Origin of the sequence: Streptomyces telluris (genome assembly GCF_024519335.1) — a bacterium.
Taxonomy (GTDB): domain Bacteria; phylum Actinomycetota; class Actinomycetes; order Streptomycetales; family Streptomycetaceae; genus Streptomyces; species Streptomyces telluris.
The window spans coordinates 293,133-307,813 of record NZ_JANIID010000005.1 but is presented as its reverse complement, the minus strand read 5'-3'; the positions used below and the strand labels follow the sequence as shown (position 1 = coordinate 307,813).

Annotated in this window: 14 protein-coding genes; 7 read left to right on the top strand and 7 right to left on the bottom strand. The window is 69.6% G+C overall.

Annotated features, from left to right (window positions below; translation table 11 throughout):
- Positions 1–533: 533 nt before the first annotated feature.
- Positions 534–824 carry a hypothetical protein gene (locus NQU55_RS08665; RefSeq protein ID WP_240977097.1) on the bottom strand — a complete coding sequence of 97 codons (291 nt, stop codon included), beginning with the start codon at positions 822–824 and terminating at the stop codon, positions 534–536.
- A gap of 450 nt (positions 825–1,274) precedes the next feature.
- Complete coding sequence (locus NQU55_RS08660) at positions 1,275–2,270, bottom strand: GlxA family transcriptional regulator (protein ID WP_256790187.1); 996 nt, start codon at positions 2,268–2,270, stop codon at positions 1,275–1,277.
- Positions 2,271–2,322: 52 nt separating this feature from the next.
- Here NQU55_RS08660 and NQU55_RS08655 point away from each other — a divergent pair, with 52 nt between their 5' ends.
- The 3 genes from NQU55_RS08655 to NQU55_RS08645 all read left to right on the top strand — a co-directional run bounded on the left by NQU55_RS08655 (position 2,323) and on the right by NQU55_RS08645 (position 5,000).
- The gene (locus tag NQU55_RS08655; protein WP_168092309.1) at positions 2,323–2,718 is read left to right on the top strand and encodes a cupin domain-containing protein; all 396 of its coding nucleotides are present in this window, start codon (positions 2,323–2,325) and stop codon (positions 2,716–2,718) included.
- Between the two features lie 628 nt (positions 2,719–3,346).
- Positions 3,347–4,161, top strand: a protein-coding gene (locus NQU55_RS08650; protein ID WP_240976270.1) for an IS5 family transposase whose coding sequence is annotated in 2 segments (ribosomal slippage) — positions 3,347–3,704 and positions 3,704–4,161 — 816 coding nt in all. Because the reading frame shifts where the segments join, the coding sequence is not laid out codon by codon here.
- Between the two features lie 47 nt (positions 4,162–4,208).
- Positions 4,209–5,000: a hypothetical protein gene (locus NQU55_RS08645; protein WP_256790186.1), complete on the top strand. Its 792-nt coding sequence runs from the start codon at positions 4,209–4,211 to the stop codon at positions 4,998–5,000.
- A gap of 221 nt (positions 5,001–5,221) precedes the next feature.
- Here the strand turns inward: NQU55_RS08645 and NQU55_RS08635 are convergent, their stop codons facing one another.
- The 3 genes from NQU55_RS08635 to NQU55_RS08625 form a co-directional block, all read right to left on the bottom strand.
- A complete protein-coding gene (locus NQU55_RS08635; protein ID WP_168092307.1) occupies positions 5,222–5,443 on the bottom strand; it encodes a helix-turn-helix domain-containing protein in 222 nt (73 codons plus the stop codon).
- A complete protein-coding gene (locus NQU55_RS08630; RefSeq protein WP_168092306.1) occupies positions 5,443–5,934 on the bottom strand; it encodes a DUF2975 domain-containing protein in 492 nt (163 codons plus the stop codon). Before NQU55_RS08630 ends, NQU55_RS08635 begins: the two co-directional genes overlap by 1 nt.
- Before the next feature lie 250 nt (positions 5,935–6,184).
- Positions 6,185–6,751: a TetR/AcrR family transcriptional regulator gene (locus NQU55_RS08625; RefSeq protein WP_168092305.1), complete on the bottom strand. Its 567-nt coding sequence runs from the start codon at positions 6,749–6,751 to the stop codon at positions 6,185–6,187.
- A gap of 146 nt (positions 6,752–6,897) precedes the next feature.
- Between NQU55_RS08625 and NQU55_RS08620 the strand changes: the two genes are divergently transcribed.
- From NQU55_RS08620 to NQU55_RS08605, 4 genes are all read left to right on the top strand, one after another.
- A complete protein-coding gene (locus NQU55_RS08620) occupies positions 6,898–8,370 on the top strand; it encodes an MFS transporter (RefSeq protein WP_168092304.1) in 1,473 nt (490 codons plus the stop codon).
- Between the two features lie 109 nt (positions 8,371–8,479).
- Positions 8,480–9,469: a GNAT family N-acetyltransferase gene (locus tag NQU55_RS08615; RefSeq protein ID WP_168092303.1), complete on the top strand. Its 990-nt coding sequence runs from the start codon at positions 8,480–8,482 to the stop codon at positions 9,467–9,469.
- A 54-nt stretch (positions 9,470–9,523) separates the two neighbouring features.
- Positions 9,524–10,120 (top strand): dihydrofolate reductase family protein, encoded by a 597-nt coding sequence (locus NQU55_RS08610; RefSeq protein ID WP_168092302.1) that lies wholly within the window; start codon positions 9,524–9,526, stop codon positions 10,118–10,120.
- Positions 10,121–10,341: 221 nt separating this feature from the next.
- On the top strand, positions 10,342–11,883 hold the full coding sequence (locus tag NQU55_RS08605; protein WP_168092301.1) for an FAD-dependent monooxygenase: 1,542 nt from the start codon (positions 10,342–10,344) through the stop codon (positions 11,881–11,883).
- A gap of 380 nt (positions 11,884–12,263) precedes the next feature.
- On the opposite strand, the gene NQU55_RS08600 is transcribed toward NQU55_RS08605, so the two are convergent.
- Together NQU55_RS08600 and NQU55_RS08595 are read right to left on the bottom strand one after the other, a co-directional pair.
- Entirely contained in the window at positions 12,264–13,943 is a 1,680-nt protein-coding gene (locus NQU55_RS08600; RefSeq protein WP_240976269.1) for a mycolysin, read from the bottom strand.
- 473 nt (positions 13,944–14,416) lie between these two features.
- Positions 14,417–14,578: a hypothetical protein gene (locus NQU55_RS08595; protein WP_168092299.1), complete on the bottom strand. Its 162-nt coding sequence runs from the start codon at positions 14,576–14,578 to the stop codon at positions 14,417–14,419.
- Positions 14,579–14,681 lie beyond the last annotated feature (103 nt).

Here is a 14,681-nt window from a genome sequence, read left to right as displayed (position 1 = left end):
GAAGTCAAAGGTTTCAGCCATCGTGACTCAATCGTACTCCTGTGCGAATAGCGTGCTCGCCTCACCCGGCCCGCCGCTTCCGCCCACTCGCCGTCTTCTTCGCCGCCGCCTTCTTGACATGCGTCTCCTTCGCCGAGGACCTCCTCGCCGCGGCCTTCCCAGCCGCCGGTGTGCCGGCCTCCTTGCCGCCCTCGCCAGCGCGGTCGATCGAAGCCTGCAAGGCCGCCATCGCAGCGGCAGGCCGACGTCATTCTCGACCAGGCCGACGAGCACGCCACCTAGCTCGACACCGGCGCAAACCGCCTGTGGACGGCGTTCGGGCCGGCCAACCTCCGCCTCTGCCGGCCGCACCCCGCCTCCTGGGTCACGCCGGTGCTTCAAGGCGGGATGGATACCGTTACTGGTAGCGGGCCGCGCGGCGGCGGGACGATTGTGTCGTGTCGGCTAGGACTCCGGCTCCCGCACCCGGGGCCTCGTTCCATGTACGGATCTTGTCCGCGACCCGAGCCCACACAGCTTCACATAGACCCGGCTTACGTTACTCCTGGAGAGCACACGCACGTTCTCTTCCCTACCTCTACAGCCGCCGCCTCTTCCGGGGAGAGGGCCGCGCGGAAGGCAGGGTTCTCCACGCCGAGGATCAGTGCGCTCAGTGCGATGTGTCCCACCGAGTTCTTGACGGGATCGCTGTAGCGGTCCTCGCCGTCGGCGAGGACGTGCGGGGAGGGCATGAGATAGGAACGGCTCTTCTCGGCGCTGCCCGCGTCCCGTGCCGCCGCGCGCCGGGCCTGGCCGAGGACCGGACCAGGCGGCGGGGCGTCCATGGCGACCGACGCGCTCCGGGCGTTGGCGGCGCGCCCGCCCCGCGGGGCTGCCGTCAGCGCTGGTGCAGCCGGCCGCTGCGTCCCCTGCCTTCGTACAGTTCGAGCAGACCCTCGGCGGAATTTGTCGCTGCTCCCGATCACCGAACAGCTGCTCCGCCGACCGGCCTGGGGTTCGTGCCCGGCCACCCTTCCTCACCGGACTCCTCAAGCCCCGGGTCAGCCCTGCACGGAGGCCGTGTACGGCGCTCTGAGGGACTCCGCGGCGTGCAACATGCCGGACAGAGAGGCGTGGGCCTTCACCTGCACATGCCGCCACCCGTGGCGCAGGGCGGCGCTACCCCGTCGAGCAAGGACCTTGGGTCCGGGCAGTCGGCAGTGCCTCCGGTGAAAACCGGCCCCGGCAAGGTTGTCAGCCCGTCTTCCTATGCTGCGTGGCAGGGGAGCGCCCCGCTATCCATTCGTCTGCGGCCCGAACCGGGCCTTGTATGCCGATGGAGAGATGCCGGTCTCGCGGCGCATCAGCGTGCGCAGATTGGCGGCCGTGCCGATCCCGCTACGTCGTGCGACCACCTCAAAGCGGGACTCACCTCGCTCGATCAGCCGGCATGCCAGGGCGAGTCGTTCCCCCGTGAGCCACGTCAGCGGTGTTGTTCCCAGCTGTGCGCGGAAGCGGCGGTGCAGTGTCGCCGGGCTGACCGCCGCGCGTGCTGCGAGGTCGGAGACCGTGAGCGGTGAGTCCAGGCGTTCTTGGGCCCAGGCCAGGACGGGCGCCAGGGACTCGTCCGGCAGGTCGGGCATGGGGCGCTCCACGAACTGCCGCTGGCCGCCGTCCCGGTGTGCGGCGAAGACCAGGCGTCGGCTCACGGAATTGGCGATCTCCGCGCCGTAGTCGCGGCGGACCATGTGCAGTCCGAGGTCGAGTGCGGCCGTGCTCCCTGCGGCGGTGAGGATGTCGCCGTCGTCCACGAACAGCACGTCTGATTCGAGGTGGACCGAGGGGAAGCGGGCCCGGAAGGAATCGGCCCACTGCCAGTGCGCGGTGGCCCGGCGCCCGTCGAGGACTCCGGCCTCGGCCAGGGTGAAGGCTCCGCTGCAGAAGCCGACCAGGCGCGCACCGCGTGCGTGCGCCCGTCGGACGGCATCGAGTACGGCGGGGCGGCGGGGCACGTCGGTGTCGGGGCGGTTGGGGACGATCAAAGTGTCCGCCGCGTCGGCCGCTTCCAGTCCGGCGACTCCCGTGAGTGTGAAGAACCCGTCTCGCATCAACGTGCGGGGCTCGGGGGAACAGAGCCTGAAGTCGTAGAGGTCGCGGCCGGTCTCCGGTCTGCGCAGGCCGAAGATCTCGGTCGCGCAGCCGAGCTCGAAGGGGTTGGAGTTCTCGTCCACGATCACGACGACCCGGTGTGCGCCCGCCGCGTGAACTGCGTGCGAGGATTCTTTCGCCATGTGCAATTCCTAGCACTCACGCCGGCTGTGCGAGACGGCCCAGGATGAGCCCATGAGCAATGAACCCATCCACCTGAGTAAGGCTCTGGCCTCCTTCGATGCCCTGTGGAGCCCCCGCATCCTCACGCGCGTCAACGACTACGACGTCCGCATCGCCAAGGTCGAGGGCGAACACATCTGGCACGTGCACGGCGACACCGACGAGTTCTTCCTGGTACTCGACGGCGAGCTGCACATCTCCTTGCGCGAGCCCGGTGGCCAGCGCACGGTCCTGCTCCCCCAGGGGGCGGTCTTCACCGTCCCCCGAGGCACAGAGCACAAGCCTTACGCTCCGTCCGGCGCCGCCATCCTCATGTTCGAGCCCACCGGGACACTGACCGTAGGCGATCGCCACGACGAGGTCCCGGCCCACGTGGACTCAACGACCGGGCACGCACTCAACACCTGAGCCGACAGGCATCGGGCATGCGCCTTGCCACGGCATCAGCCCCTCAGCGAGGCGGCAGGCGTGCGGTCAGCGGAGTTCGTCGCGGGTATCCGGCGGGTCCCCGCAGCAGCTTTGAGAGATCCCCGGACGTGGCGGAAGGAGCTCCGCACCGGACGCCGACGTCTGACAGGGCTGATGCGCGTCGTGCCACCGTTGCCGGCTGGTTCACTGTGCGGCGTAGGGGTGGGTGATGCTGCGGGGCCGTCGAGCAGTGGCCGGGGCTTTCTCGGCGAATGCGGGTCCGGCTACGTAGTAGCGGCCCTTGGCCTGTCCGACTGGAGTCGGCAGGCCGGCTCTTGTGAGGGCCTGCCTGCATATCCTGGTGGCCTGCTGGTGTTGAGCGCCTTGGCCTCCTCGTACTCGTAGCGTGAGCGCCGTACCTGGCCGGTAACCCTGCCGAACCGGGCGATACGCCGACCGGAGTGACCTGCTGTGCAGGACGGCTCGCAGAGATCGTTTCCCGGCGAGCGAGAGATCGGTTCCCGGCGGCCTGTCTTCCGGCCGCGGCGCGGCAGCAGGAGTAAGAGGAGCTAACAGAAAGCCTGCGTGTGGCCATTGCCTCTGTCTGTGGTGACTCGTTGGGTGTGTCATGGGGAAGCGTCCGCCGTGGGTGGTGACGGATGACTTGTGGGGGCGGTTTGAGCCGCTGCTGCCGGCTCGTGAGCGCAGGTCACGTAACGCCGGGCGGCTGCCACTGGATGACCGGCGGTGTCTGCAGGGGATTCTGTTCGTGCTGCATACCGGCATCCAGTGGGAATGGCTGCCGCAGGAGCTCGGCTTCGGTTCGGGGATGACTTGCTGGCGCCGGCTGCGGGACTGGAACGAGGCCGGGGTGTGGGATCGGCTGCACCAGGTGCTGCTGACCGAGCTGCACCAGGCCGGGAAGCTGGACTGGTCGCGGGCGGTGATCGATGGCTCGCACCGGCAGGCACGTCGGGGCGGCCCAAAACCGGGCCGAGCCCGGTCGACCGTGCCAGACCGGGCTCGAAGCACCACGTGATCACCGACGCGCACGGCACCCCGCTGGCCATCACGCTCACCGGCGGGAACCGGCACGACGTCACTCAGCTGCTGCCTCTGCTCGACGCGATTCCGCATATCAGGGGCCGCACCGGCAGGCCCCGCCACCGCCCGCGGCAGCTGTTCGCCGACCGCGGCTACGACTTTGACAAGTACCGCAGGCTGCTGCGGAAGCGTGGGATCAAGCCCGTCATCGCACGACGTGGAACACCTCACGGCTCCGGGCTCGGTACCGTCCGCTGGGTGGTCGAGCGCACGAATGCCTGGATCCACGGCTTCCGCCGGCTGCGGATCCGCTGGGAGATCCGCGACGACGTCCACGAAGCCTTCCTGAAACTCGCCTGCTGCGTCATCACCTACCGCCGCATCCGAGCTTTCTGTTAGCTCCTCTAAGTCGGTGGTGGCGGACAGCGGGTGAGAAGATGGGGCTCGTGTCCGAGATATCCGCCCTGTGGCAGATCGCGCCCTCTGCCGAGACCGACTGGCTCGTCAAGCTGTGCGAGGACGAGGGCTCCACCGGGTTCCCTCCGCCTGGCATGCCGGACGCGGCCTGGGTACTGAACGCGATGTACGAGCATGAACAGGGGCCGGGGCCAGTGTCGCATCATCAGGTGCGACAGGCCGGACTGGCGGACGGCAGCATCGAGCCCGCCGTCTTCCACGGCATCGACTTCGAGGTGGGAACGGTCACGGGCGGTGGGCTGGGGCGTGCGGAGCATCCGGGTCCCGGCTGGCGGCGGCTGCGCTGGGCGGAGCTTGCGCGCCGCACCGGCGATCCGATCGTCAAGGAGGACCACTGTCCCTCGTTCCACAGCGCGCCGGACGGCCGCGCGGAGGACGGGAGCTGGCCGGTGGGCATCCGGCCGCCGACGGAGGGCAGCTTGGACAGGGAGACCTGGAACCGGCTGATCGAGATCCTGCAGCGGTACAGCCCGGCCGGCCCGGACACCTGCTGCCTTGCTTATTACAACCCGCTGATGATGCGGACCTTCGACTTCGACAACCTGCACGTCCTCTCGGGGCGCCTGGGGGACGCGCAGGCGCTGTACGACATCGATGAGCCGGACTTCAGTCCGTCCAACCTGTGGCCCGAGGACCGCTCGTGGATCGTCTACACCGACTACGACCTGTGGGGCACCAAGGTCGTCGGGCCCACGGCGCTGATCGACGCCCTGGTCGGTGATACGGAGATCGAAGCCGTGCGGCTGCCCTGGGCCACCTGAGGAAACGAGAACGGCCCGCCGAAGGCGGGCGCGTTGCCGACCCATGTCCGCGGCCGTGACGAACTCCGCCCCTCCCCCGCGCGCCATCCCGGCAAGCTTGACGATGGTCACCTGGGGCTGGTGCCGGAGCAGCTCTCCCAGAGCCTGGAAGACGTTGACCCATCAACCGCCGTCGGAACGGGTGCATACGGGGTCGGCGGTGGCGCGCCGGCAGGCGCGGTTCATTCGCCTGCGGTGTCCTCGGGCTCCCAGCGGAGCAGGTCGCCCGGCTGGCACTGGAGCACGTCGCAGAGTGCGGCGAGTGTCGTGAAGCGCACTGCCTTGGCGCGGCCGTTTTTGAGTACCGCCAGGTTGGCGGGCGTGATGCCTACGCGGTCTGCGAGTTCGCCCACGGACATTTTCCGCTTGGCCAGCATCACGTCGATGTCGACGGTGATCGGCATCAGATCACCTCGTCCAGCTCCGCCTGCATCTGCGTCGCTTGGGCGTCACGGGCGACGGCTTGGGCGAGCAGCATTCGCAGCACGAGCACGATGAGGGCGACTCCCAGGATGGCCACGCCGATCCCGCCCATGATGAGGGTGACGCCCGGATCGTCCCGCTGGCCGGGCGCATTGAGGGCGGTGACCGTGAACCACAGAAGAGCAGCCGCAACGATCGCGCCGATGATGACGTCCACGTACCGGAAGGCGGCGTGGGAGAAGACGGTTCCGCGGCGCACCATCGTTACCAGTCGCCAGACGCAGACCAGGGCGGCCTGGGCCGTCCCGATGCCCAGGATCGTGATCACGCGCAGCGGGGTCAGCGGGAGTGACCCGTCCTCCGGATCGTTCCCGCTGATCAACGCCCACGCCATCAGTGCTTGTACGAACACGGTGCCGGTGAGCACCACCACGAGCACGGCGCGCAGCGCGCGCACTGCCAGCTTTCCCATGACCCATCCTTGCATCGAGATACGATGGGAATCTATCGAATCTCGATAGGTAGGGCAAGGCTGGGCCCGCCGAGGGTGGGCGGCGGTTGCGCACCAAAGCGCCGCGGCGACGGTCCGCCAACCGACGGAGTCGGCCAGGCCGCGCGAGCCGGCCAAGGGCCGGAGCCTGAGCCGGCCGGGCAGGTGTCGGCGGGCGCCGAGCCTTGGCGCCGCGTGCGCCCGAGGGCTGATCCCGGGGGCCGGGTTGAGGTCACAGCATTCGGTCGACCAGCCCGTCGATGTAGTCCGGGGTGAGCGGGCCCATGCCGAACAAGACGCGGATGTACATCGGGGCCAGGATGTGGTCCAGCACGTCGAGCGCGTCGGGTGCGCGTTCGCCGCGTTCGCGGGCGCGATCGAGCATCGACTGCAGTTGCCGGGTGCGTTCGTCGCGGAGGTCGTCACGGGCCTGCATGCCCTGCTGGCCGTTGCTGGACAGGGCGATGGCCAGGTACAGCACCGCCGGGCCGTCGGGTCCGGTGATCTCGCGAGCCACTTGAGCCGCGTAAGTGCGCAGGTCGCCGGCGAGGCTCCCGGTGTCGGGCATCGGCGACCGCATGTTGAGGCGGGTGAGTGCTACGTCGGTGAGCAGGGTTTCCAGGCTGCCCCACCGGCGGTAGATGCTGCTGTCGGCCACACCTGCGCGAGCTGCGACCTCGCCGACGGTGAAGTTGCCGTAGCCGCATTCGCTGATCAGTTCGGTGACGGCCTGGTGCACCTGCGCGCCGACGCGGGCGCTGCGTCCGCCGGGCCGCCGGGCTCGCTGTCGCTCGTTCATACCCTCCACCTTAACGCAGCTGCCACTTGCTTTTGTGGCGCAGCCTCTCTACAGTCGCCTAACGCAGCCACTGGCTGCTTTAGAGCTCTCACCGGCTGACTACATCGGCCGTGTTGAGGCTCAACCAACGATCGAGAGGAATCCCCATGGCTGCATCGCCTGCGACAGCCGTAGGCAGTCGGCCGAACCGGGCCGTGCTGCTCACGGTGACCTGTCTGGGCCAATTCATGGTCCTGCTGGACAACACGATCGTTGGAGCGGCGCTGCCCGATATGCGGCACCGGCTGCACACCGAGCTGACCGGTCTGCAATGGATCGTCGACGCGTACGTACTGCTGGTCGCCATGCTGCTGCTGTCCGGCGGCATCTTCGCCGACCGGTTCGGCCGCAAGCGGGTGTACCTGACCGGCGTGGTGGTGTTCACCGCCGCGTCGCTGCTGTGCGGCCTCGCGCCCTCGCTCGGCTGGCTGGTTGCCGGCCGGGTGCTGCAGGGCATCGGGGCCGCGGCACTGAGCCCTGCCTCGCTGGCCCTGCTCGCCGCCGCCTGTCCCGTGCCGCAAGAACGCATCAAGGCGATCGGGCTGTGGGCCGGGCTCAGCGGAATCGGTCTGGCCGCAGGCCCCGTGGCCGGCGGGGTGCTGACCCAGGCCTTCGGCTGGCCCGCCATCTTCCTGGTCAATCTGCCCATCGGCGTGGTCCTGCTGCTGGTCGGCCTGCGCCACCTCGGCGAGTCCCGCAACCCGAGCGCCCCCGCGATCGACATCCCGGGCACGGTGCTGTCCGTCCTGGCGGTGGGGGCGCTGACCTACGGGCTGATCGAGGGTGGTGCCCGCGGCTGGACGTCGCCGGTGATCCTGGGCAGCTTCACCGCCGCGGTGATCCTCCTCGCCGGCTTCGTCGCCGTCGAAGCACGTCGTTCCGCTCCGATGCTGCCGCTGCGGCTGTTCCGGCAGCGGCTGTTCACCGTGTCCAACACCGCGATGGTCGTGGTGGGGTTCGCGCTCATGGGTTCGTCGTTCTTCTTCTCCCAGTTCTTCGTGTACGTCCAGGGCAGCTCGATCCTGCGCGCCGGGCTGCAGACCCTGCCGGTATCCCTCGCCATGGTGATCGTCAGCCCGTACGCGGGCCGGCTCGCCGCCCGGTACGGCTTCCGCATCGTGGTGACCACCGGCCTGGCCCTGGCCGGCCTGGGTCTGCTGGCGCTCGGTACGGTGCACGCCGACACCGGCTACGGGAACGTGTGGTGGCGGCTGGGAGTCGTCGGCACGGGCTTTGCCCTGACGATGTCCCCACTGACGGGAGCCGCCATCCAAGCAGTCAGCCCGCAGGAAGGCGGCCTCGCATCAGGCATCAGCAGCACCACCCGGCAGATCGGCGCGGTGCTCGGCGTGGCGGTACTCGGAGCCGTCGTCCGCACCCGGCAGTCCGGCGGCGCCTCCTTCGAGGCCGGCCTCAACAGCGCCTTCCTCGCTGCCGGCACCGTCACGTTGGCCACCGCCGTGTTCACCGGACTGTGGCTGGCGCGGTCCAAGCCCGCGGAAGGCTTCGCGGCGCCGCAACGTTCCGCCGGCCCAGGTACGGTCACCACCTCGAAAGAGGCATCCGCGAACAGCCGTTGATGGCGACACCGATCTGGTGGCGCAGGAGAACGGGTAACGCCCTCACGCCCTCACGCCCTCACGAACGACGACCGATCCGACGACGAAAGCCCTAACTTTGCCCACATCAGTGCAAGTCAATGCACTCCAGCGCGCTTCGGTCGCCGACGCCGCCGCGTGGCATCAGGTCGTCACGGCCTCGACGGCCCACGACCTGCCCGGAGTACCGCCGCCCGCGCCGGGGCAGATCCACGCCCAGCTCACCCAGCCAGCCCTGGACAGCCACCGGTTGGCCTGGCTGGCCACCGGTGCGGACGGCATCCCGGTCGCGGTCGCCGGCCTGCGGGTGTTCACCTCCCCGGGCCGGCATCACCTGGCCGAACTGGAACTCCACGTCGCCCCCGCACACCGCCGCCTGGGAACCGGCTCCCTCCTGCTGTCGGCGGCCGTGGCGGCCTGCCGCGCCGAGAACCGGCGCAGCCTGATCGCCACAGCCGCGGCCGACGGTCCGGGCGAAGCCTTCAGCGCACGCTGGGGCTTCCGTCCCGCCCTGACGTTGAATCACCTCACACTGCGCCTGGACGAGATGAGCCGGACCGTCCTGCTCCGGACCGCCGAAGCCGAGCACCCCGGCTACCGGCTGACCGGATGGACCGGAGCGGTTCCCGACGGCCTCGCCGACGCCTTCGCCACAGCCAAGAACGCGATGAACGACATGCCCGTCGGAGACCTGGACTACGGCAGCGTGGCATGGGACGCCGACCGCGTCCGCGCCATGGCCGCCGTGGTCGCCGACCGCGGAGACACCCTGCTGACCGTCGCCGCAGTCCACGACGACGGCACCATGGCCGGCTACACCGAGATCGTCCTGCCTCAGGGCGCGCCGTCGCGCGCCCAGCAGTACGACACGGCGGTCGTGCCCGAACACCGTGGCCACGGGCTGGGGCTGTGGGTCAAGGCCGCCATGGTGCGCCGCCTGCGCGCCGAACACCCGGGCGTTGTCGAGATCGAGACGGACAACGCCGACGACAACGTCCACATGCTGGCGGTCAACCACCGACTGGGCTTCCGCTCCTACCGGCGCACCCGCGAATTCCAGCTCGACGTGCCCGCAGTCTGACCCGCACCCTTCTCACAGACCTGACCCGCACCTTCCTCACAGAATCGACAGCCCATGCGCAAGCTGACCTATTTCATCGCCACCACGCTCGACGGCTTCATCGCGGGCCCGGACGGCAGTGACCCCACCGGTCCGAACGGCTTCTGGCCCATAGCGGAGGACTACCTGCAGCACCTCATGGCCCATTACCCGGAGACGCTGCCCGTCCAGGCCCGGCAGGCCCTGTCCGTCACGGCGGAGGGCACGCACTTCGACACTGTGCTCGAGGGGCGGCGCAGCTACGAGATCGGTCTTGCGGCCGGCGTCACCGACGCCTACCCGCACCTGCGCCACCTGGTGTTCTCCCGGACCCTGACCGAGGCCCCGGACCCGGCCGTGGAACTGGTCGCCGACGACCCGGTGGCGACCGTGCACGCGCTCAAGCAGCAGGACGGCAAGGGCATCTGGCTCGTCGGCGGTGCCGAGCTTGCGGGCTCCGTGTTCGCCGAGATCGACACGCTGATCCTCAAGGTCGCCCCGCTGACCATCGGCGACGGGATCCCGTTGTTCTCCCGCAAGGCCGTCTTCGACCCGCGCACCTGGACACTCGCAGACCACACCGTTCTCAAGAGCGGCGCGATGTTCCTCACCTACACGCGCGTCAGCAGCTGAGCGAACGGGCAGGCGGGCGGCGCTGGTGGAGGCCGGGCGCGGGCGCGCTCGGAGCGCCACACGGGCGCAGCGCGCCCGGGGACTTGCGGCACGACCTGGGTTGTGCCGCAAGATCCCCAGCTGAGGCCAGAACCTGCGGAAACGGGAGAGAAGAAGTGCGTGTTGATGTCGACGGCCGGGACGAGTTGGAACGCGGCGAAGGGTCGCGCGGGGAGTGGCCGGTGACGGACGCCGACGTGATCATCGTGGGCGCAGGGCCGGCCGGGTTGATGCTGGCCGGTGAGTTGCGGCTGGCCGGGGTGCGGCCGCTGGTGCTGGAGAGGCATCCGCAGCCCCGGGACACGCCGAAGGCCAGCGGTATCGGCGGGCGGATCCTGGACCTGCTGCGATACCGCGGCATTCTGGACCGGTTCGAAGCAGCCAGCAGTGACCCCGACATCGCTCCCCGATTCCCGTTCGGCAGTCTGCACCTGGATCTCACACGGCTTGCGGATCCTCCGATGCGGGCGCTGCCGATCTCACAAGCAGAAATCGAGCGGCTCCTCGGCGAACGCGCCGACGAACTCGGTGCCGACATCCGCCGCGGGCACGAGGTGGTCGGGGTGAGCCAGGACGATGCCACCGTGACCGCGGAGGTGCACGGGCCGGATGGGCCGTGCCGGGTGACCGCCCGATACCTGGTGGGCTGTGACGGTGCACGCAGCCGGGTCCGCGACCTGGCCGGCATCCCGTTCCCCGGTACCACGTACCCGGAGGTCAACCGGCTCGCCGTGGTCACCGTGCCCGATTCGCTGACCGTGCACGACAACGGCGACATGACGGTCCCCGGGCTGGGCACGATCCGTGCGGGTTTCACGCGAACGGACAGCGGCGTGTTCGCGTTCGCGGCCACCGACGGGGTTCTGTCCCTCATGACCACTGAAGACGAGTCCGCCGAATACGACGATGACGAGCCGATGGACCTGGCTGAGCTCGGCGCCAGCATTCGCCGGGTACTGGGTGGGGACATCCCTTTGGGGGAACCGATTCGGCTCTCGCGCTTCACCTTCAAGGACCGGCAGGCCGGCCGGTACCGCGACGGGCGGATCCTGCTGGCCGGCGATGCGGCGCACCTGTTCCCCGCCACCGGTACCGCGCTCAATGTCGGCATGCTCGACACGGTCAATCTTGCCTGGAAGCTGGGCGCGGACATCCACGGCTGGGCGCCGGCAGGCCTGCTGGACACCTATCACGACGAACGCCAATTCGCCGGCGCACGTGCGCTGATGCAGACCCGGGCCCAGGCGGCACTGCGGCGCGGACACGACGCGGCCGACGAAGCACTTCGGCAGGTCTTCCAGGAACTGCTCGCCGACGAGCCGGCATTGCGCCGCATGGGAGACCTCCTCGCCCACAATGACATCCGCTATCCGGTGCCCGGACCCGCGTCCCATGCCCTGACCGGCGCCTTCGCACCCGACCTCACCCTGACCCTGCACACCGACGAAGGAGTCACCAGCATCGCGGAACTCATGCGCCCCGCGCGGCCCATCCTCCTCGACCTCGCCGACCGCCCGTACCTTCGCGAGGCCGCCCGGGGCTGGGAGCACCGCGTCCGCATCCACACCGCCAAGACCGATCACCCGCCGGCCGACATCCTCCTGATCCGCCCGGACGCCCACATCGCCTGGGCCGCGGCCGTCGGCGAACCCGCCGACACCGCCGTGCCCGCGCTGCGAGAAGCACTCGCCTACTGGTTCGGCACACCCCTGGAGCACACCTGAAAGATCGCGTAAGTCTGTGATGTGACAGCAGCCTGGCCCGGGGCTCCGCCCCGGGCTCTCGGGCCAGGCGGCTCGGCCGACTCATGGCAGACAAGACGGAACCGGTCACCTCGGCGGCCGGGGACGGTCGTGGTCAGGCCGGCCAGATTAGGCAACGCTCCGGAGCAGGTACATGAGCGGCCCAGGAGGCACGATGATCGTGAAGCAGATCGCGATCCGCAAGGGCAACGTGGCGGTACTCCTCGTGGGCAGGTCGCCGCATGCGAACCACCTTTGACCCGGGCGTGCCGCCACCCGGGGTGTTCCGGGCATCGGTCCACTGCATGTCTGCCCGGTCCGGGCCATCGGGCGATGGCCCGGACCGGGCAGGTGGTGATCGGTCAGTACTGGATGGTGTGGTTGTAGAGGATGTTCCGGGCCTTGGAGCCGGTGTCCAGGCCGTAGGCGGGGCGGTCGGTGAGGAAGTACTCGCGGAAGCTGGACTGCCAGGTCCTGGTCATCATGGTGTTGCTCTTCGTCCAGCCGCCGTCGACCTGGGACCACAGGTCGACCAGCGCGGTGGCCACGCGGGCCTCGCAGGCGTCGCCCTGGTCGATGCCGGTCGTGGTGCGGTCATTGGCGAGGTTCAGGGAGCTGCCGTTGCCCCAGTAGTAGGTAGTGTCGTTGAAGGTGTGGAACGCCACCGCGTTGGCGAAGCCTTCGGTCCAGCCGCAGCTGGTGGAGGAGGTGCGGTTGACGTAGTGGGGCGAGCAGTTGGTGACGTTCGGCCACCAGCCCTTGTAGAGCTTGCCCATGAGGGCGTGGCCCGCCTCGTGGACGGTGGTGTGCTCGGAGTCGGGGTCGTTGTCCGCGAGGTGGATCTTGTCCTCGCCGACGGTCCAGTACGTTCCGTCGGTGGAGCCGGGGTACCACTGAACGGTGATGGGGGTGCAGCGGTTGTCCTGCTGGCTGCCGGCCCAGCAGTTGGTGGTGGAGCCTCGGTTCCACCACAGCTTGTTGAGCGTGTCGAGGGCGTGCCAGGCCCGGCTCTGACCGGCGTTGGCGTACACGCTGCCCAGGCCGGTGCTGCGGGAGACGTTGTCCAGCGCGTAGGTGGCGGTGCTGTAGAGGCGGCCGTTGCCGTCGACCACGGACCACATCGCGCCCGCCTGTGTCTGGAACTCCACCCAGAGTTTGGAGGTGACGGAGGTGGTGGGGGTGTAGCAGAGGTTGAACGCGCCGTTTCCGTTTCCGGTCATGCCCGTGGCGAGCTTCTGCGTACCGCTGCTGGCGGTGGGCCGGCCCCACAGGGTGATGTTGGCGTTGCTGACCGGCTCGTCCCGGTTGGCCTTGCCGTTCCAGCTGCCGCCCTCGGCGGACTGGAAGCGGTTGCGGAAGGTGCCGCTGATGCAGACCTGCGCGGCGGCGCCGGCCGAGGGCGAGGCGAGGCCGGGCTTGCCTGCGGGCGCAGGGGCGGGTGCAGGGGCCTTGGGGGCGATGGGGCGTGCCTTGCGGTCGTCGCTCACCGGGCCGTGGGTGCCCGGCGTCGCGGCGGCCTTGGTGATCGCGATGCCCTTGGCGGAGGAACCCTTGGTCGTGCCGATGGTGAGTTCCACCGAGCCGTGCCCGGCGCGGCGCGGGTCCGGACGGTCGGTGTCGCTGATATCCGCCTGGATTTGTACGGGGCCGGCCGCGATCGCCGTGACGCCGAGCGTGAGGGTGCGGCTGCCGGGGGTGAGGGCGAGCGTCCGGCTGGTGCGCTGCCCGAAGGCGTCCGCCGTGGGGGCGGTGAAACCGGGGCTCTCGCCCGTCAGCCGGAGCGCGGGCGGCAGTTGGACGGACAGGCCTGCGTGCTTGACGTCCGTCTGTGCCTTGAGGTTCACGGTGAGGGTGGCCCGCTCGCCCACGGCGGGCAGCCGGTTGAGGGAGGCGGTGACGCCGAGACAGCTGAGGGGTGCTTCGGAGTTCTTCTCCGCGGGGCGGATCGTACAGGCGGCGGCCTGGCCCGGGGCGGCCGCCGAAGGGGTCGCGGTCGCGGACGGTGCAGCGACGGCTGCCAGGCAGGCGACTGCGCCTGCCATCGCGGTCAGGGCGGCGGGTCTCGGGAACCCTATGCGGGTGCGGGGTCGTATTCGGGTCCGTACTCGGGACATCGACGTGCCTTCCTGCGACGTGCACGGCCGATTCGGTGCATGTCGGCAGAGTTGTGAGGGGGGTTGGGTACTGGCCCAGGAGTGCTGCGGCGATGAATCATTGGCCACAGCAATACCTTGAGTAACAGTGGCCGGAACCCTATACCTCTTGGCTTGCGCATGTCACGGGTGTCGGCGGTTCGTCCTCGTGACGCAGCCTGCCGGCGGCGGTAGTTCGCGGTGTCGTACGTCCTGCGGACCGGCCGCCGAGGGCGGACGGCGAGACGCGGGTGACACTGGAGCGGTTGCTCTCCGTCGTGGGCGTGGACGCCGTGGAGTTGCACGCGGCGCCCGAAGGCCTGGAGCCGAATGCCGTCCTCACGGTCGGCACCGGGGGCACGGGGCACGGGAGTGACGGGCCGTCAGGACTGGACGGGCTGCTGTTTCTGCGCTGTACTGCCCACCGGCCATCGCACGGTGGTCGTTCCGGCGGGCGGCAGGACCCTGGTGCCGCCCGCCTCCAGGGCGTCGTCGATGCAGCCGCAACCCTGCCCGGTCCACGTCGACTCGGTCCCCAGCGCCACCGCCGGCGGCCCGTGGACCGCGCCGACGCACTGCTCGGCGGCCAGCGCCCGGAGCGTCCACCCACAGCACGTCTCCTCTGACTCAACAGTGCAGCTGCGCGGT

What these genes read in the sequence shown, in the direction of transcription:
- NQU55_RS08665 (WP_240977097.1), bottom strand. Translation starts at nt 824, where the DNA reads ATGGACGCCCCGCCGCCTGGTCCGGTCCTCGGCCAGGCCCGGCGCGCG.
- NQU55_RS08660 (WP_256790187.1), bottom strand. Translation starts at nt 2,270, where the DNA reads ATGGCGAAAGAATCCTCGCACGCAGTTCACGCGGCGGGCGCACACCGG.
- NQU55_RS08655 (WP_168092309.1), top strand. Translation starts at nt 2,323, where the DNA reads ATGAGCAATGAACCCATCCACCTGAGTAAGGCTCTGGCCTCCTTCGAT.
- NQU55_RS08635 (WP_168092307.1), bottom strand. Translation starts at nt 5,443, where the DNA reads ATGCCGATCACCGTCGACATCGACGTGATGCTGGCCAAGCGGAAAATG.
- NQU55_RS08630 (WP_168092306.1), bottom strand. Translation starts at nt 5,934, where the DNA reads ATGGGAAAGCTGGCAGTGCGCGCGCTGCGCGCCGTGCTCGTGGTGGTG.
- NQU55_RS08625 (WP_168092305.1), bottom strand. Translation starts at nt 6,751, where the DNA reads ATGAACGAGCGACAGCGAGCCCGGCGGCCCGGCGGACGCAGCGCCCGC.
- NQU55_RS08620 (WP_168092304.1), top strand. Translation starts at nt 6,898, where the DNA reads ATGGCTGCATCGCCTGCGACAGCCGTAGGCAGTCGGCCGAACCGGGCC.
- NQU55_RS08610 (WP_168092302.1), top strand. Translation starts at nt 9,524, where the DNA reads ATGCGCAAGCTGACCTATTTCATCGCCACCACGCTCGACGGCTTCATC.
- NQU55_RS08600 (WP_240976269.1), bottom strand. Translation starts at nt 13,943, where the DNA reads ATGGCAGGCGCAGTCGCCTGCCTGGCAGCCGTCGCTGCACCGTCCGCG.